Raw genomic sequence first — 15,490 nt, 5'->3', positions numbered from 1 at the left:
GGATTATAGCGACGGTTTTGCGACTGTGCTATCCGAAAAAGCCTTTACTGCTGTACGAAGAAACGTTGCGGCAAATTCGTCGGGGGGTAGGGGCAGGCTGACGATGTAGCCCTGGATTTGTTCACAGCCTTCGGCGGCGAGGAATTGCTGTTGCGCGTGGGTCTCGACTCCTTCGGCAATCACGGTGAACTGCATGCTGCGTCCGAGGGCGATGATGGCGCGGACGATCGCCGCGTCGTGGGGATCGTCCGGCAGGCCGCGGACGAAGGACTGGTCGATCTTGAGGATGTCCAGCGGCAGGCGCTTGAGGTAACTCAAGGACGAGTAGCCGGTGCCGAAGTCATCGATGGCCAGTTGCACGCCCAGTTGTTTGAGTTGATGCAATACCGCCAGCGCTTCCTCTGCCTGGCTCATGATGAAGTTTTCGGTGATTTCCAGTTGCAGGAAACCGGGGTTGAGACCGTTGTCCTTGAGCAACTGTTCGATGCGGCCCAGCAAGTTGGGTTGGCGCAGTTGGGCGCCGGCCAGGTTGACCGACAGCGGGCCGGGATTTTCGTACAGCCGGTGCCATTCGGCCATCTGCCGGCAGGCGGTTTCCAGGACCCAGTCGCCGATTTGCAGGATCATGCCGTTTTCTTCGGCCAGCGGGATGAAGTGTTCCCGCGGCACGTCGCCAAAGGTCGGATGGTGCCAGCGGATCAGGGCTTCGGCGCCGACCAGGCTGTAGTCTTCGAGGCTGATTTTCGGTTGGTAGCACAGGCGCAACTCGTTGCGCTCGATGGCACGGCGCAGTTCGTGTTCCAGCGCCACGCGTTCGCTGGCCTGGGCGGTTAGGTCGCGGGTGTAGCTTTCGACACGGTTGCGGCCCTTGGCCTTGGAGCGGTACATCGCGGCGTCGGCGTTCTTGATCAGTGTGGCAACGTCGCAGCCATCCTTCGGATAGAGGCTGGTGCCGATGCTGGCGCTGATGAAAAACTCGTGTTCACCGGCCTGGAACGGCGCGGCGAAACAGTTGAGCAGTTTGGTGGCGATGTGGTCGGCATCGCTGGATTGTTGCAGGCCCGGCAGCAGGATAATGAATTCGTCACCCCCCAGGCGCGCCACGGTATCGATGTCACGCAACTGCTCCTTGAGGCGCACGGCAATGCCTTTGAGCAGCAGGTCGCCGACCGGGTGGCCGAGGCTGTCGTTGATGTGTTTGAAGCGGTCGAGGTCGAGGAACAGCACCGCGCCCTGGCCGCCGTTTTCCTGCTGGCTGTTGAGCGCCGTCAGCAGGCGGCTTTCGAACAGCGTACGGTTCGGCAGGCCGGTCAGCGGGTCGTGGTGTGCCTGGTAGTCGAGTTTGGCCTGGGCGTGCTTGAGGCTGGAAATGTCGGCGAACACCGCGACAAAGTGGGTGATGAAGTTCTCCCGGTTGCGCACGGCACTGATGGTCAGCCAGCTTGGATACAGCTCGCCATTCTTGCGTCGGTTGGAAATCTCGCCTTGCCAGTGGCCTTCGGCGGTCAATTGATGCCACATGGCCGCGTAGAACGCGCTGTCATGCAGGCCCGAGGCGAGCAGGCGTGGCGTGTGGCCCAGGGCTTCGTTTTCGCTGTAACCGGTGATTTCGGTGAAAGCACGGTTGACCGCGCTGATGTGCTGTTGGGTATCGGTGATCAACACGCCTTCGGCGGTGCTTTCGAACACGGTGGCGGCCTGTTGCAGTTTTTCCTGCATCAGGTGCCGCTCGGTGATGTCCCGGGCGATGGTCAGCATGCAGTCGTCATCGCCAATCGGCAGTGGACGGCTGGATACTTCACAGAGTCGGATCTGCCCGTCGCTGCGGCGGATATGGCAGCTGAAGTCGCGGACAAAGCCATCGCGGCGCAGCAGATCGAGCATTTGCTTGCGTTCATTGAGGTTGACCCAGATCCCCAGGTCCAGCGCCGAACGATCCACCGACATGGCGCTGTTGAACCCGGTGATGCGGCTAAAACCGTCGTTGACCTCCAACAGCAAGCCATCGCTTTGCCGTGACAGCAGCAAACCGTCGGGGGAGGCGTGGAAGGCCTTGGCGAACTTTTCTTCGGATGTTTGCAGCTGTTGCTGGGTTTCCTTGAGTTGGGTGATGTCCCGCACCACGACCACCAGCGCCGGTGTCATGTCGAGGTCGAACGGCTCGGCGGAGATCAGGCCGGTAAACACATGGCCGTTGCTGCGGCGAAAGGGCATTTCCAGGTTGCGGATGCTGCCGGCCTGCAAGCGTTGCAGCAGGCCCGGCCCGACACCGGGAATCCCCCAGATGTTCAGGTTGGTGGCGGTCTGGCCAATGACGTCCTCGGCCTTGAGGCCGATTTGCTCCTCGAACGCATCGTTGACCTCCAGCAGGCAACCGTCGCTCAGGCGCGCGATCACCAGAATGTCCGGACATTGCTGGAACACGGAGGCAAATTTCTGTTCCGACAGGCGCAGTGCTTCTTCAGTGCGCTTGGCGTCGGTGATATCGATCATCAAGCCGCGCAGCACCGGCTCATGCCCGTGCTCGATCAGGCTGACGATATCTCGCACCCACAGGCAGCGGCCGTCGGCGGTGATCACCCGGTAATCGAGGCGGTGATCGCGCCCGGCCAGTACTTCGTGATCGCAGAAGGTCTGGGCTCGGGTCAGGTCGGCGGGGTGAATGATGTTGCGCCAGAAGCCTGGAATCAGCCAATGGGACAGGGGATAACCGAGAAGGTCTTCGGCGTGGGGCGATACATAGCTGTAGGTGAAGTCCGTGACTTTTGCTTCCCAGGCGATGGCCGACAGGCTCTCCACCAGGCCGCGATAGTGGTATTCGCTGCTGCGCAGTTCCTGTTCAAGGTCGACCCGGCGGGCGATTTCCGAGCTCAAGCGGCGGTTGATGCGGATAACCACCGCCAGCACGGTAGTCAGCAGCAGCAATCCGGGCAGGCCGTACACCAGCAAGTCACTCCAGAAAGTTCGATGATCGAGGACGTTACCGACCCAATGCTCCTGAATGGCGCTGATTTCAGCCGGGCTCATGTCCGCCAGGACTTTGTCGAGAATGCCGACCAGCATTTTGTTGTTGCGGGGTACACCCATGGCCAGTTGATAGCGATAGGGTGTTTCACCGCTGACATACAACCCATCGAGCTTGAGTTGGCGCAGGCTCCAGACGCTGGAAGCCAGATCGCCTACCACTGCGTCTACTTCGTCGATGGCCAGCGCCTGCAGCGCCGAACTGACGTTGGGCATCGCCACAAGGTTCAAGTCGGGATGGTGGGTGCGCAGCAGTTCGTGGGGGGCGTAGTTTTCCACCACGGCGATTTTCAGGCCGTACAGGTCTTTCAGGTTATGTGGTTGAGGACCCCCGACATGGGCCAGGATGACAATCGGAAAATCCAGATAGGGGCGGGTGAACGACAGGTAATTCTGGCGTTCCGGGGTCGACATGATTCCCGGCAGCAGGTCCAGCTTGCCCTTCTTAGCCTGTTCCAGGACGGCGGTCCAGCTCACCGGCTCGATGGGCGTGAGCCGGGTTGCCAGCCTTTTGCGGATGACCTCAATGTAATCCGCGGCAAGGCCCTGGTAGCGGCCCTCATCGTCACGAAACTCGAAGGGCGGCCATGACGCATCGACACCCAGGCGCAATTCCGGGTGAGCCGCCAGCCAGCTACGTTCTTCGTCAGTGAGAGTCAGCGCGCCAGCCGTTGCGGTCCAGGTCATCAGCGACAGCAAAAAAAGCACGGTCGGCAGTCTGGGCATAACGGTCTCGTTATGGCTCGGGGGAATGTTTCGAGTGTAGACGGCTACAGGGCGGAGGGGGGAAGCAGGGGGATTTAATCTGTACAAAGCAAAACCCCCGGCCTGGGCCGGGGGTTCTGTGATCACTCGTCGAGGAAGGAGCGCAGATGCTCGCTTCTCGTCGGGTGGCGCAGCTTGCGCAGCGCCTTGGCTTCGATCTGACGAATCCGCTCACGGGTCACGTCGAACTGCTTACCAACCTCCTCAAGGGTGTGGTCGGTATTCATGTCGATACCGAAACGCATGCGCAATACCTTGGCTTCACGGGCAGTGAGGCCGGACAGTACTTCGCGAGTCGCTTCTTTAAGGCTCTCAACGGTTGCAACATCGATTGGCGACTGCATGGTCGAGTCTTCGATGAAGTCGCCCAGATGGGAGTCTTCGTCATCACCGATCGGGGTTTCCATGGAGATCGGCTCTTTAGCGATCTTCAATACCTTGCGGATCTTGTCCTCAGGCATTTCCATGCGTTCGCCCAGCTCTTCCGGGGTCGGTTCGCGACCCATTTCCTGCAACATCTGGCGGGAAATGCGGTTGAGCTTGTTGATCGTCTCGATCATGTGCACCGGAATACGGATGGTGCGGGCCTGGTCGGCGATCGAGCGAGTGATCGCCTGACGGATCCACCAGGTGGCATAAGTCGAGAATTTGTAGCCGCGACGGTATTCGAACTTGTCTACCGCTTTCATCAAGCCGATGTTGCCTTCCTGGATCAGATCGAGGAATTGCAGGCCACGGTTGGTGTACTTCTTGGCGATGGAGATCACCAGACGCAAGTTGGCTTCAACCATCTCTTTCTTCGCGCGGCGGGCCTTGGCCTCACCGATCGACATGCGACGGTTGATGTCCTTGATCTCGGCGATGGTCAAACCGGTTTCGGTTTCCAGCGCGGTCAGCTTCTGCTGGCAACGGATGATGTCCGGCTGCAGACGACCAATGGCTTCAGCGTATTTGCCTTTGCCTTTGGCCAGGGCATCACTCCAGCTTTCGTCGACTTCGTTGCCCGGGAACTGGCGCAGGAAGTCGGCACGCGGCATGCGCGCATCACGAACGCAGAGCTGCATGATTGCGCGCTCTTGCTGACGCAGGCGATCCAGGGCACTGCGAACACGCTCGACCAGGCCTTCGAATTGCTTCGGCACCAGTTTGATCGGCATGAACAGCTCGGCCAGGGCCAACAGCTCGGCAATCGCTGCCTTGTTGTTGCGACCGTGCTTTTTCAGCGCCTTGCGGGTGATTTCCATCTGATCGGCCACAGCGCCAAAACGCTGTGCAGCGATGATCGGATCCGGACCGCTTTCGGCTTCTTCCTCGTCATCGGAGGCTTCACCCTCTTCGTCGTCGGAATCGTCATCCGCCTTGACGGCTTTCGCGTCAATCGGCGGCGGCACTTCTGCCGCAGGCGGCGCGATGCCGTCGTCCGGGTCGATATAACCGCTCAGAACGTCGGACAGGCGACCACCTTCGGTGGTGACGCGGGTGTACTCGGAGAGAATATGATCAACCGTGCCAGGGAAGTGCGCGATTGCGCTCATCACCTCACGGATGCCCTCTTCAATACGCTTGGCGATTTCGATTTCGCCTTCACGCGTGAGGAGCTCAACCGTACCCATTTCGCGCATGTACATGCGCACCGGGTCGGTAGTGCGACCAATGTCGGTCTCGACCGCAGCCAACGCTGCAGCGGCCTCTTCGGCTGCGGCTTCGTCGGTATCGGCGTCGGCCAGCATAAGGGAATCCTTATCTGGCGCAACCTCGAATACGTTGATCCCCATGTCATTGATCATGCGGATGATGTCTTCCACCTGTTCCGGATCTGAAATATCCTCCGGCAGGTGGTCGTTGACCTCCGCGTAAGTCAGGTAGCCCTGCTCACGACCAAGTGTGATCAACTCTTTGATACGAGACTGCTGTTGCGCTTTTCCGGACATAACACCCTATCCACTGAAGGTCTTGGCGGGCAAAAAACAAGCCGAGGATTATACCTGAGCTATGACCTCACGCGCCAGTTGAGGTCGGGTTTGATGCGGAAACATTGCGACTCAAGAGGTCGCGCAGTTGATTTTTCTCTTCGCTGGTCAATTCGCTTTGACGCGCTTTTCGCAGAAGTTGTTCCAGGTTTCGCTCGCGTTGGCGGGCTGACAAGCTAGTAATGGTGTCGAAAAACTGTTGTTCAAGGTTATCTCCATCAATCAGCCATTCCTTTTCCGCCAAGGCCTTGAGCAAGCGGCCTTGTTCTGTGCCGTGCCAACGCGCAATCAGTTGAATTGAGTTTAGCTTGGGATTCTTCTGTACAGCTTCGAGCAGCGCCACCAGCAATTGCGTGTTGGTGTGATCCTCGGCGGCGAAGTGCCCGGCATCCTCGACTTTTTCGGCCAGTTGCGGGTGATGCAGCAACGTGCGCAAGGCGGCGAGGGTTGGCGGTTCTACGGCGGCGGGCACCCGTGGCGCGCGGGGTTGATCACGATCACCGCCCCGTTTGCCATTCTTGTCCCACGGTTTCTTGTCCCATTTCTTGCCTCCTGCACCGGGTTTCTTCGGCGTCCATTCCTGCTGCGGCACATACATTTCCTGTGCCTGCGGCTGATGATAGTCGCTGTAATCGGGCATCGCGTCGTAATCGATGCCCGGGTCGTAGGCCGGCGGTGCTTCTTGCGGGGCGCTTTGTGCCAGCTGACTGACCGCTTCACCGCTCAGGCCGGTGATTTCGCTCAGGCGCTGACGCATCAGGGTGCGCAGGTTGGCGCCCGGGACTTTGTCGATCAACGGCGCGGCGAGGGTGGCCATATGGGCCTTGCCCTCAAGCGAGCGCGGGTCGGCTTCTTCCGTCAGTTGCTGGAAGAAGTAATCGGCCAGTGGCTGCGCGTGCTGGTTGATCCGTGCGCGAAAGGCGTCGGTGCCTTCGGAGCGGACCAGAGTGTCCGGGTCCTCGCCTTCGGGCAGGAACAAAAAGCGTGCGCGACGACCGTCCTGCAGGCTCGAAAGTGTCGCCTCCAGCGCCCGCCATGCCGCATTGCGGCCGGCCTGGTCGCCGTCGAAGCAGAACAGCACGCTGGGCACGACGCGAAACAGCCGCTTGAGGTGTTCCTCGCTGGTGGCGGTGCCCAGGGTCGCGACGGCATTGCGCAGGCCTTGCTGGGCCAGGGCAATGACGTCCATGTAGCCCTCGACGACGATGATCTCGTCGAGGTTGCGGTTGGTCTTGCGCGCTTCATACAGGCCGTAGAGTTCCTGGCCTTTATGGAAAACCGGGGTTTCCGGGGAGTTCAGGTATTTCGGCTTGTCGTCGCCCAATACCCGGCCGCCGAAGGCGATGACGCGCCCGCGACTGTCGCGGATCGGAAACATCACGCGGTCGCGGAAGCGGTCGTAGCGTTTACCGCTTTCGGCGTTTTCGATCAGCAGGCCGGCATCGATCATGGCTTTTTGTTGCAGGGTATCGCTGCTCAAATGCTTGAACAGGTTGTCCCAGCCAGGCGGAGCAAAGCCCAGGCCGAAGTCCCGGGCGATTTCGCCGGTCAGCCCGCGACCTTTCAGGTATTCCACGGCGGCCTTGCGCGATGGGTGGCTTTTGAGGGCCTGGCGATAAAAGTCGGCAGCGGCGCTCAGTAGCGGATACAGCGGCGAATCGGTCGGCTGTCGCGGTTTGTGCGGCCGGCCGCTTTCTTCGCGGGGGATTTCCATGCCGGCGGCTTTGGCCAGTTCTTCGACAGCCTGGACGAAGTCCAGGTTGTCGTGGTCCATGATGAAGCCGAGGGCGTTGCCGCCGGCGCCGCAGCCGAAGCAGTAATAGAACTGCTTGTCGGGGCTGACGCTGAACGACGGAGTCTTTTCCTTGTGGAATGGGCAGCAGGCAGTGTGATTTTTGCCGGCCTTTTTCAATTGCAGGCGCGAGCTGACCACATCGACGATGTCGGTGCGGTTCAGAAGGTCGTCAATGAAGCTCTGGGGAATTAGCCCGGCCATGGCGTTCTCGTCATCTGCGCTGAAAAGGAACCCGAAACGTACGGCGACCGAACGCGGTCATTGTTTGAGGCGCGCAAAGTGTGCGGCTCGACCAGTGTCGTCTGCGTAATCGCTGTCGGGAAGTGTATCTGCCGAAAATCCACTGACGTTAATGCCAATCAGTATTCGACTGTTTGAATGTGTTGCGCTGAATCCGCTGTGGCCAATCACAGGCCCCGGATAGCTCATCATCTGGCACGCAAGCAGGTGCCTTGGGCTGATCGTCGTGAGAGGAATCAGTGGGTGTGCTCGTCAGTAGCCTTGAAAGGCTCGTCAGAAAAGACGTGCACCGCTGGCAAAAGAGCCAGGTCTGACGCGGTGAAGCAGATTTGTCTCGGTCGCGTCTGCGGCTTTGACAGTGAAGCATCAAGCGTTTTACGCAAATGCCATAAGCCCGGCTGAGGGCCGGGCTTGGCAGAAGCTTGCTACGATCGTCTGTGTATTAGTACAGACGAACGGCGCGGCGCTGTTCGCGCTGAACTTTCTTGGCGTGACGCTTAACAGCGGCTGCTGCTTTGCGCTTACGCTCAGAAGTTGGCTTCTCGTAAAATTCGCGGCTACGAACTTCAGCCAGTACACCGGCTTTTTCGCAGGAGCGCTTGAAACGACGCAGAGCTACGTCGAAGGGTTCGTTCTCTTTTACTTTGACGGCTGGCATCCAGAGCTACCTTCATTCATTACCGGGGTCAACATCCTCGCGGCAAAAGAGCACTTGAAGACGTCGGTTTTTAAGGGTTGCGGATGTTAACCCCTCATCGCTCGGAATGCAAAGCCTCTGATCGAAAACCGCTGGTCGGGGCATCACGCGACGACTATTATGCGCGCCTTCGAATTCAGCCTAAACAAGGCGCAAACCCATGCTAGTACTGGGATTAGAAACCTCCTGCGACGAAACTGGTGTCGCATTATATGACAGTGAACGCGGCCTGCTGGCCGACGCGTTGTTCAGTCAGATCGACCTGCACCGTGCCTATGGTGGCGTGGTGCCGGAGCTGGCTTCACGCGATCACGTCAAACGCATGCTGCCCTTGATTCGTCAGGTGTTGGCCGAGGCCGACTGCGTGCCGACCGAGATCGATGCGATCGCCTACACCGCGGGTCCTGGCCTGGTGGGTGCCTTGCTGGTAGGGGCTTCCTGTGCTCAGGCGCTGGCCTTTGCCTGGGGTATTCCGGCCCTTGGCGTGCATCACATGGAAGGCCATTTGCTGGCGCCGATGCTGGAGTCGCAACCGCCGGAATTTCCGTTCGTCGCTTTGTTGGTGTCGGGTGGTCACACGCAACTGGTTCAGGTCGACGGAATCGGTCAGTACACGCTTCTGGGCGAGACCCTGGATGACGCCGCCGGCGAGGCCTTCGACAAGACGGCCAAGATGATGGGGCTCAATTATCCGGGCGGACCGGAGATCGCTCGCCTTGCAGAACAAGGCGTTGCAGGGCGTTTCGTCTTCCCGCGGCCGATGTGCGACCGTCCGGGCCTGGATTTCAGCTTCAGTGGCCTGAAAACCTTTGCGCTGAACACCTGGCAACAGTGCGTCAACGCCGGGGACGACGGAGAGCAAGCCCGTTGCGACATCGCGCTGGCATTCCAGCAGGCCGTGGTGGAGACTTTGACCATCAAGTGCAAGCGTGCCCTGAAGGCCGCTGGCATGAAGCGCCTGGTGATTGCCGGGGGCGTCAGTGCCAACAAGGCGTTGCGCACTTCCCTGGAGAAAATGCTCGGCGACATGAAGGGCGATGTATTTTATGCCCGTGCGCAGTTTTGCACCGATAACGGCGCGATGATTGCCTTTGCCGGCTGCCAGCGCTTGCAGGCCGGTCAGCAGGAAAGCCTGGCGATCAGCGTGCAGGCGCGTTGGCCGATGGAGCAGTTGACCGCATTGTGATGAGCGGTGCTCATGTCCGGCGGCTAGAAATGCCGTTCGCGCCCGGCAAACAGGTCGCGTAGATTGCCGCGATGTCGCCAGACGATCAGCCCGGTGAGCGTGCTCATGGGCAGCAGGGCGGCCGGTTCTTGCCAGGCCAGCAACGGCAAGGTCAGCGGTGTGGCGATGAGGGCGGCCAGGGAGCTGGTACGGGTCAGGTAGAACGTCAAGAGCCAGGTGCAGACCGCCAGAAGGGCAGCGGGCGGGTACAGTCCCAGCAACATGCCGGCAGCGGTGGCGACGCCCTTGCCGCCGCGAAAGCGAAAGTACAACGGAAACAGATGGCCGATGACGGCATAGACGCCGATCCAGGCCTGTTCCTGCTGCGAAAGACCCGCAAGGCGCGCAATCAGTACCGGCAGCAGGCCTTTGCAAAGGTCCCCGAGCAAGGTCAGGATGGCGAGCTTCTTGCCGGCCAGGCGCAACATGTTGGTGGCACCGGCATTGCCCGAGCCACTCATTCGCGGATCGGGGTTACCGGTCATGCGGCTGAGCAAAATGGCAAAGGACAGAGAGCCGAGCAGGTAGGCGAGGATCGCCAATAACCAAAACATGCTAACTATTCCGGGCGAGGAAGCCCTGATTCTAACGGCGCATTGCGCCCTTGTCGTGTAGCGGAGAGAAGTGCTTGGACAGAGTGTTTATCGAGGGCCTGGAAGTCGACACGGTGATTGGTGCCTACGACTGGGAGCGAGGCATCCGACAGTGCTTGCGTCTTGACCTGAGCTTCGCCTGGGATAATCGCCCGGCCGCAGCCGGTGATGACCTGACCCTGGCGCTCGACTACGCCAGTGTTTCCTCGCGCATCCAGGCGTTTGCCGAGCAGGCGCAATTCCAGTTGGTGGAAACCTTTGCCGAGCGCCTGGTTGAAGTGCTGATGAGCGAATTCAAGATCACCTGGATGCGCCTTAAGTTGACCAAGCCCGGGGCCGTCCCGGCTGCCACCGGCGGTGTGGGCGTGGAGATCGAGCGCGGATGTCGCTGACTCAGGTGTACCTCGGGCTCGGTAGCAATATCGAGCGTGAAACCCATTTGCGGGCGGGACTCGATGCTCTGGCGGCATTCCTTGTCGATATCCGCTGTTCGGCGGTGTTCGAAAGCCAGCCGGTGGGCATCAAGAGCGGGCCGTTCTTCAATTTCGTGGTGTCGGCGTATACCGATCTGCCGCTGATGGAACTTGATCGTCGATTGAAGTTCATTGAGGCGGATAACGGTCGTTACGCACCGGATCGCCGAGGTTTGCCGCTGGATATCGACGTATTGTTGTTCGGTGACCTGGTGGGCAATTTCGATGGCTTGATCTTGCCGCGGGCAGAAATTCTGAAAAATGCGTTCGTTCTGTGGCCGTTGTCGTTGATAGCGCCGGATCGCGTGCACCCGGGCGCAGGCAAGAGTTTTGCGACTTTGTGGGCTGAAGCGCAGATCGATCAGGTGTTGGCGCCAGTAGCGTTCGAATGGTGCGGTGAACAGCTGACACCTTCAGATTTGTTGTGACCTAACTGACGTCTTCGCGAGCAGGCTCGTTCCTACAGGGGTGGCGTAAGCCTGTGGGAGCGAGCCTGCTCGCGAAGCTTTTCAGGTCGACGCGGCCTCTTTGTAGGCTTTCAAGGCTTTTAGCCGCTCGCGCTTGATCTCCTCCCCCAGCTCCGGCCCCTTGAAGCCTTTCTCCAGCAACGGCTGAACCGCCACGCTACGCGCCGCAGTTGCAGCGCCGCGCAAGTAATCCGCCTGTGGGTAACTTCTTTCTTCCAGCCCTTTGCGCCCACGCGCATCCATCTCGCATGCGGCGATGAACTCCTCGAACCGCTGTGGCCGACGGTAAATGTCGAAGCTTTGCAATAATTCCAGCAATGTCGATGGCTTCAGCTCAAGGGCGCGATGCCCATGGGTGTGGTACTCGCCCACCAGCAGCGCCAGTTCCTGGCAGTCCCTCGGCACCTTGAAGCGTTCATTGACCGCTTTGATCAGCTTCAGGCCCTTGAACTCGTGGGCAATGTGTCGCGGCCATTCATCCTCTGGCGTCAGTCCCTTGCCCAGGTCGTGCAGCAGGCACGCCCAGCGCACGGTGAGTGGTTGTTTGTGTAGTGCGGCTTGCTGCAACACGCTCAGGGTATGTGCGCCTGTATCGATTTCCGGGTGATGGGCGGGTGGTTGCGGTATGCCAAACAGCGCGTCGACCTCGGGCATCAGAACCTTGAGTGCGCCGCATGCGCGCAGAACCTCAACAAATACCTGTGGTTGATCCTCCAACAGGGCGCGGGAAATTTCCTTCCAGCTGCGCTCAGGGGTCAGCGCTTCAAGTTCACCTGACTCGCTGAGTTGGTGCATCAGCGCCAGGGTTTCCGGGGCAACGGTAAAACCCAGCGTCGCGTAGCGCGCTGCGAAGCGGGCAACACGCAGGACCCGGAGTGGATCTTCGGCAAATGCCGGGGAAACATGGCGAAGCAGGCGCGCTTCAAGATCGCGCTGGCCGTGGTACGGGTCGGTCAGGTTCTGCTGATCGTCCTCGGCCATGGCATTGATGGTCAGGTCGCGGCGGATCAGGTCTTCTTCGAGGGTGACTTCAGGGCTGGCGTGAAAAGTGAACCCGCCGTAACCGCGTCCGCTTTTGCGCTCGGTGCGGGCGAGGGCGTATTCCTCACCGCTTTTGGGGTGAAGGAACACCGGGAAGTCCGCGCCCACCGGGCGAAAGCCCTTGGCGAGCATTTCTTCGGTGGTAGCGCCGACCACAACCCAGTCGATATCGGTAACCGGTTTGCCCAGCAGGCGATCACGTACCGCACCGCCGACTTTATAAATACGCATAAAAAACCTCCGTTAGCTCGACAGGATAACCGTTGCATCGAGCTTTCGGAGGCACAAACCGGATCAAAGATGGATGACGGCCAGGTCCAGGCGGCCGTAATCACCTTCGCTGTGCTCGCTTCTGGGCGGCACATGGTGGGTTTTCATGACCTGATCGCCTTGCAGGGTTTCCAGGTGAATGTCGAAGCCCCAGAGGCGGTGCAGGTGTTTGAGCACTTCTTCGGTCGAGTCCCCCAGCGGTTTGCGGTCGTGCTGCTGGTGACGCAGGGTCAGGGAGCGGTCACCTCGACGGTCGATGCTGTAGATCTGCACGTTGGGCTCGCGATTGCCCAGGTTGTACTGTGCCGCGAGGGTTTCCCTGATGATGCGGTAGCCACCTTCGTCGTGAATGGCGGGCACCAGCAGGTCGTCCTTCTGGTCGTCATCGAGAATGCTGAACAGCTTCAGGTCGCGGATCACCTTGGGCGACAGGTACTGCAGGATGAAGCTCTCATCCTTGAAGCTGCTCATGGCGAACTTGATGGCTGCCAGCCAGTCGGTACCGGCAATGTCAGGGAACCAGCGGCGATCTTCTTCCGTAGGCTCTTCGCACATGCGGCGGATGTCGCGGTACATGGCAAACCCCAGGGCGTAGGGGTTGATGCCACTGTAGTAGGGGCTATCGAAGCCAGGCTGGAATACCACGCTGGTGTGGGACGTCAGGAACTCCATCATGAAGCCGTCGGTGACCAGGCCTTCGTCGTACAGGTCGTTCATCAGTGTGTAGTGCCAGAACGTGGCCCAACCCTCGTTCATGACCTGGGTCTGACGCTGTGGATAAAAATACTGGGCGATCTTGCGCACGATACGCACGATTTCCCGCTGCCATGGCTCCAGCAGCGGCGCATGTTTTTCGATGAAGTACAGGATGTTTTCCTGGGGTTCGGCGGGGAAGCGTGCGTTGTCCTTGTCGCTGTACTTGTCCGCGCCCTTGGGAATGGTGCGCCACAGATCGTTGATCTGTTTCTGTAAATGCTCTTCCCGGTCCTTTTGCCGGCGACGTTCTTCCTCCGCGGAGATCGGATAAGGGCGTTTGTAACGATCGACACCATAGTTCATCAGCGCATGGCAGGAGTCGAGCAGATCCTCGACCGCGTCGATACCGTGGCGTTCTTCGCACTGCATGATGTACTGCTTGGCAAACACCAGGTAATCGATGATCGAACTGGCGTCAGTCCAGGTGCGGAACAGGTAATTGCCTTTGAAAAAGCTGTTGTGCCCGTAGCAGGCATGGGCCACCACCAGCGCCTGCATGCAGATGGTGTTTTCTTCCATCAGGTAGGCGATGCATGGGTCGGAGTTGATCACGATCTCGTACGCCAGCCCCATCTGGCCGCGGGTGTAGGACTTTTCGGTGCTGAGGAAGTGCTTGCCATAGGACCAGTGGTGATAACCCAGCGGCATACCGACCGAGGCGTAGGCGTCCATCATCTGTTCGGCGGTGATCACTTCGATCTGGTTGGGATACGTATCGAGTGCGTAACCGGCCGCAATACGACTGATTTCGCGGTCGTAGGCCTGGATCAGCTCGAACGTCCATTCGGAGCCGGTGGAAATGGGTTGGCGTTTCTGCTCTTTGGCGGTCATGTCACTAACCTGCGCTGGAAGAGTTCACGGAAGACCGGATAGATATCCCCGGCCGAGACCAGTTGTTGCTGGGCAAATGTATCGGAAAAGGCTTCGGCGATGCGCTCGTACTCGAACCACAGGGCCTGGTGTTCGCGCGGGGTGATCTCAACGTAAGTGTAGTACTGCACGAATGGCATGATCTGGTTGATCAGGATGTCGCGGCAGATCGGAGAGTCGTCGTTCCAGTTGTCACCGTCTGAGGCCTGGGCGGCGTAGATGTTCCACTCGTTGCTCGGATAACGCTCGGCCATGATCTCCTGCATCAGTTTCAAGGCGCTGGAGACGATGGTGCCGCCGGTTTCCCGGGAGTAGAAAAACTCCTCTTCATCCACTTCGCGGGCGCTGGTGTGGTGGCGGATGAACACGACGTCGATCTTGTCGTAGTTACGTTTGAGAAACAGGTACAGCAGAATGAAGAAGCGCTTGGCGATGTCCTTGGTCGCCTGGGTCATCGAGCCGGACACGTCCATCAGGCAGAACATCACGGCCTTGGAACTGGGGTTGGGCTGTTTGATGAGCAGGTTGTACTTGAGGTCGAAGGTGTCGAGAAACGGTATACGGTGAATGCGTGCGCTGAGTTTTTCGATTTCTGCTTCGATTTCCTGGATATCGCCGAAGTTGTCCGGTTCTTCTTGCTTGAGTCGCAGAAGTTCTTCCTTGGCTTCACGCAGTTTTGCGCGGCTGCTGCCGGACAGGGCGATGCGCCGGGCGTGGGCTGAGCGCAGGGTGCGGATGATGTTGATCCGCGACGGGTTGCCCTCGTTGCTGATCCCGGCGCGCACGGTCTTGAAGGTGTCGGTGCCGGTCAGGTTGCGTTTGACCAGGTTGGGCAGCTCGAGGTCCTCGAACATGAACTCGAGGAACTCTTCCTGGGTAATCTGGAAGACGAATTCGTCCATCCCCTCGCCGGAATTGCCCGCCTTGCCGGGGCCTCGACCGCCACCGCCTCCCGGTGGCCGGGCGATATGTTCGCCGCTGGTGAACTCCTTGTTGCCCGGGTGCACGACCGTCTGCTTGCCACCGCGACCGTGATGAAGCACCGGCTCGTCGATGTCGCGGCCGGGAATGCTGATTTGTTCGCCGTGTTCCATATCGGTAATGGAGCGCCGGCTGACCGCCTCTTCGACAGCCTTCTTGATGTGATCACGGTAGCGCCGCAGAAAACGCTGGCGGTTCACCGTGCTCTTGTTCTTGCCATTGAGACGTCGGTCGATCACATAGCTCATGACTGCTCCTTAGAAGCTGTCCTGAAAGGGGCGAGCGGTTATGCAGCATCGGACCGGTGCCAAGGGATGTTCACG

11 protein-coding genes are annotated in these 15,490 nt (G+C 59.5%); 3 read left to right on the top strand and 8 right to left on the bottom strand.

Features of this window, described 5'->3' with window-relative positions:
- Positions 1–3: 3 nt before the first annotated feature.
- The 4 genes from J4D25_RS22825 to rpsU form a co-directional block, all read right to left on the bottom strand.
- Positions 4–3,750: a bifunctional diguanylate cyclase/phosphodiesterase gene (locus tag J4D25_RS22825; protein WP_057713061.1), complete on the bottom strand. Its 3,747-nt coding sequence runs from the start codon at positions 3,748–3,750 to the stop codon at positions 4–6.
- A 122-nt stretch (positions 3,751–3,872) separates the two neighbouring features.
- On the bottom strand, positions 3,873–5,720 hold the full coding sequence (gene rpoD, locus J4D25_RS22820) for an RNA polymerase sigma factor RpoD (RefSeq protein ID WP_057713062.1): 1,848 nt from the start codon (positions 5,718–5,720) through the stop codon (positions 3,873–3,875).
- A 67-nt stretch (positions 5,721–5,787) separates the two neighbouring features.
- Entirely contained in the window at positions 5,788–7,755 is a 1,968-nt protein-coding gene (gene dnaG / locus J4D25_RS22815) for a DNA primase (RefSeq protein ID WP_008051597.1), read from the bottom strand.
- A 481-nt stretch (positions 7,756–8,236) separates the two neighbouring features.
- Positions 8,237–8,452, bottom strand: a complete 216-nt coding sequence (gene rpsU / locus J4D25_RS22810) for a 30S ribosomal protein S21 (protein ID WP_002551877.1) — start codon at positions 8,450–8,452, stop codon at positions 8,237–8,239.
- A 199-nt stretch (positions 8,453–8,651) separates the two neighbouring features.
- Here rpsU and tsaD point away from each other — a divergent pair, with 199 nt between their 5' ends.
- Positions 8,652–9,677, top strand: a complete 1,026-nt coding sequence (gene tsaD, locus J4D25_RS22805) for a tRNA (adenosine(37)-N6)-threonylcarbamoyltransferase complex transferase subunit TsaD (RefSeq protein ID WP_057713063.1) — start codon at positions 8,652–8,654, stop codon at positions 9,675–9,677.
- A 23-nt stretch (positions 9,678–9,700) separates the two neighbouring features.
- On the opposite strand, the gene plsY is transcribed toward tsaD, so the two are convergent.
- On the bottom strand, positions 9,701–10,270 hold the full coding sequence (plsY, locus tag J4D25_RS22800; protein WP_057713064.1) for a glycerol-3-phosphate 1-O-acyltransferase PlsY: 570 nt from the start codon (positions 10,268–10,270) through the stop codon (positions 9,701–9,703).
- Between the two features lie 74 nt (positions 10,271–10,344).
- On the opposite strand from plsY, the gene folB reads away from it, so the two are divergent.
- Complete coding sequence (folB, locus tag J4D25_RS22795; protein WP_008051601.1) at positions 10,345–10,701, top strand: dihydroneopterin aldolase; 357 nt, start codon at positions 10,345–10,347, stop codon at positions 10,699–10,701.
- Positions 10,692–11,210: a 2-amino-4-hydroxy-6-hydroxymethyldihydropteridine diphosphokinase gene (folK, locus tag J4D25_RS22790; protein ID WP_057713065.1), complete on the top strand. Its 519-nt coding sequence runs from the start codon at positions 10,692–10,694 to the stop codon at positions 11,208–11,210. Before folB ends, folK begins: the two co-directional genes overlap by 10 nt.
- A gap of 81 nt (positions 11,211–11,291) precedes the next feature.
- On the opposite strand, the gene J4D25_RS22785 is transcribed toward folK, so the two are convergent.
- The 3 genes from J4D25_RS22785 to J4D25_RS22775 all read right to left on the bottom strand — a co-directional run bounded on the left by J4D25_RS22785 (position 11,292) and on the right by J4D25_RS22775 (position 15,415).
- Positions 11,292–12,521 (bottom strand): multifunctional CCA addition/repair protein, encoded by a 1,230-nt coding sequence (locus J4D25_RS22785; protein ID WP_057713066.1) that lies wholly within the window; start codon positions 12,519–12,521, stop codon positions 11,292–11,294.
- 63 nt (positions 12,522–12,584) lie between these two features.
- Positions 12,585–14,147 (bottom strand): SpoVR family protein, encoded by a 1,563-nt coding sequence (locus tag J4D25_RS22780; RefSeq protein ID WP_057713067.1) that lies wholly within the window; start codon positions 14,145–14,147, stop codon positions 12,585–12,587.
- Positions 14,144–15,415: a YeaH/YhbH family protein gene (locus J4D25_RS22775; RefSeq protein WP_057713068.1), complete on the bottom strand. Its 1,272-nt coding sequence runs from the start codon at positions 15,413–15,415 to the stop codon at positions 14,144–14,146. Before J4D25_RS22775 ends, J4D25_RS22780 begins: the two co-directional genes overlap by 4 nt.
- Positions 15,416–15,490 lie beyond the last annotated feature (75 nt).

The organism is Pseudomonas sp. GW456-L13, from assembly GCF_017350115.1.
Lineage (GTDB): Bacteria > Pseudomonadota > Gammaproteobacteria > Pseudomonadales > Pseudomonadaceae > Aquipseudomonas > Aquipseudomonas jessenii.
Note: the sequence above shows the minus strand (reverse complement) of the source record. Positions and strands in the feature narration are given on the sequence as shown.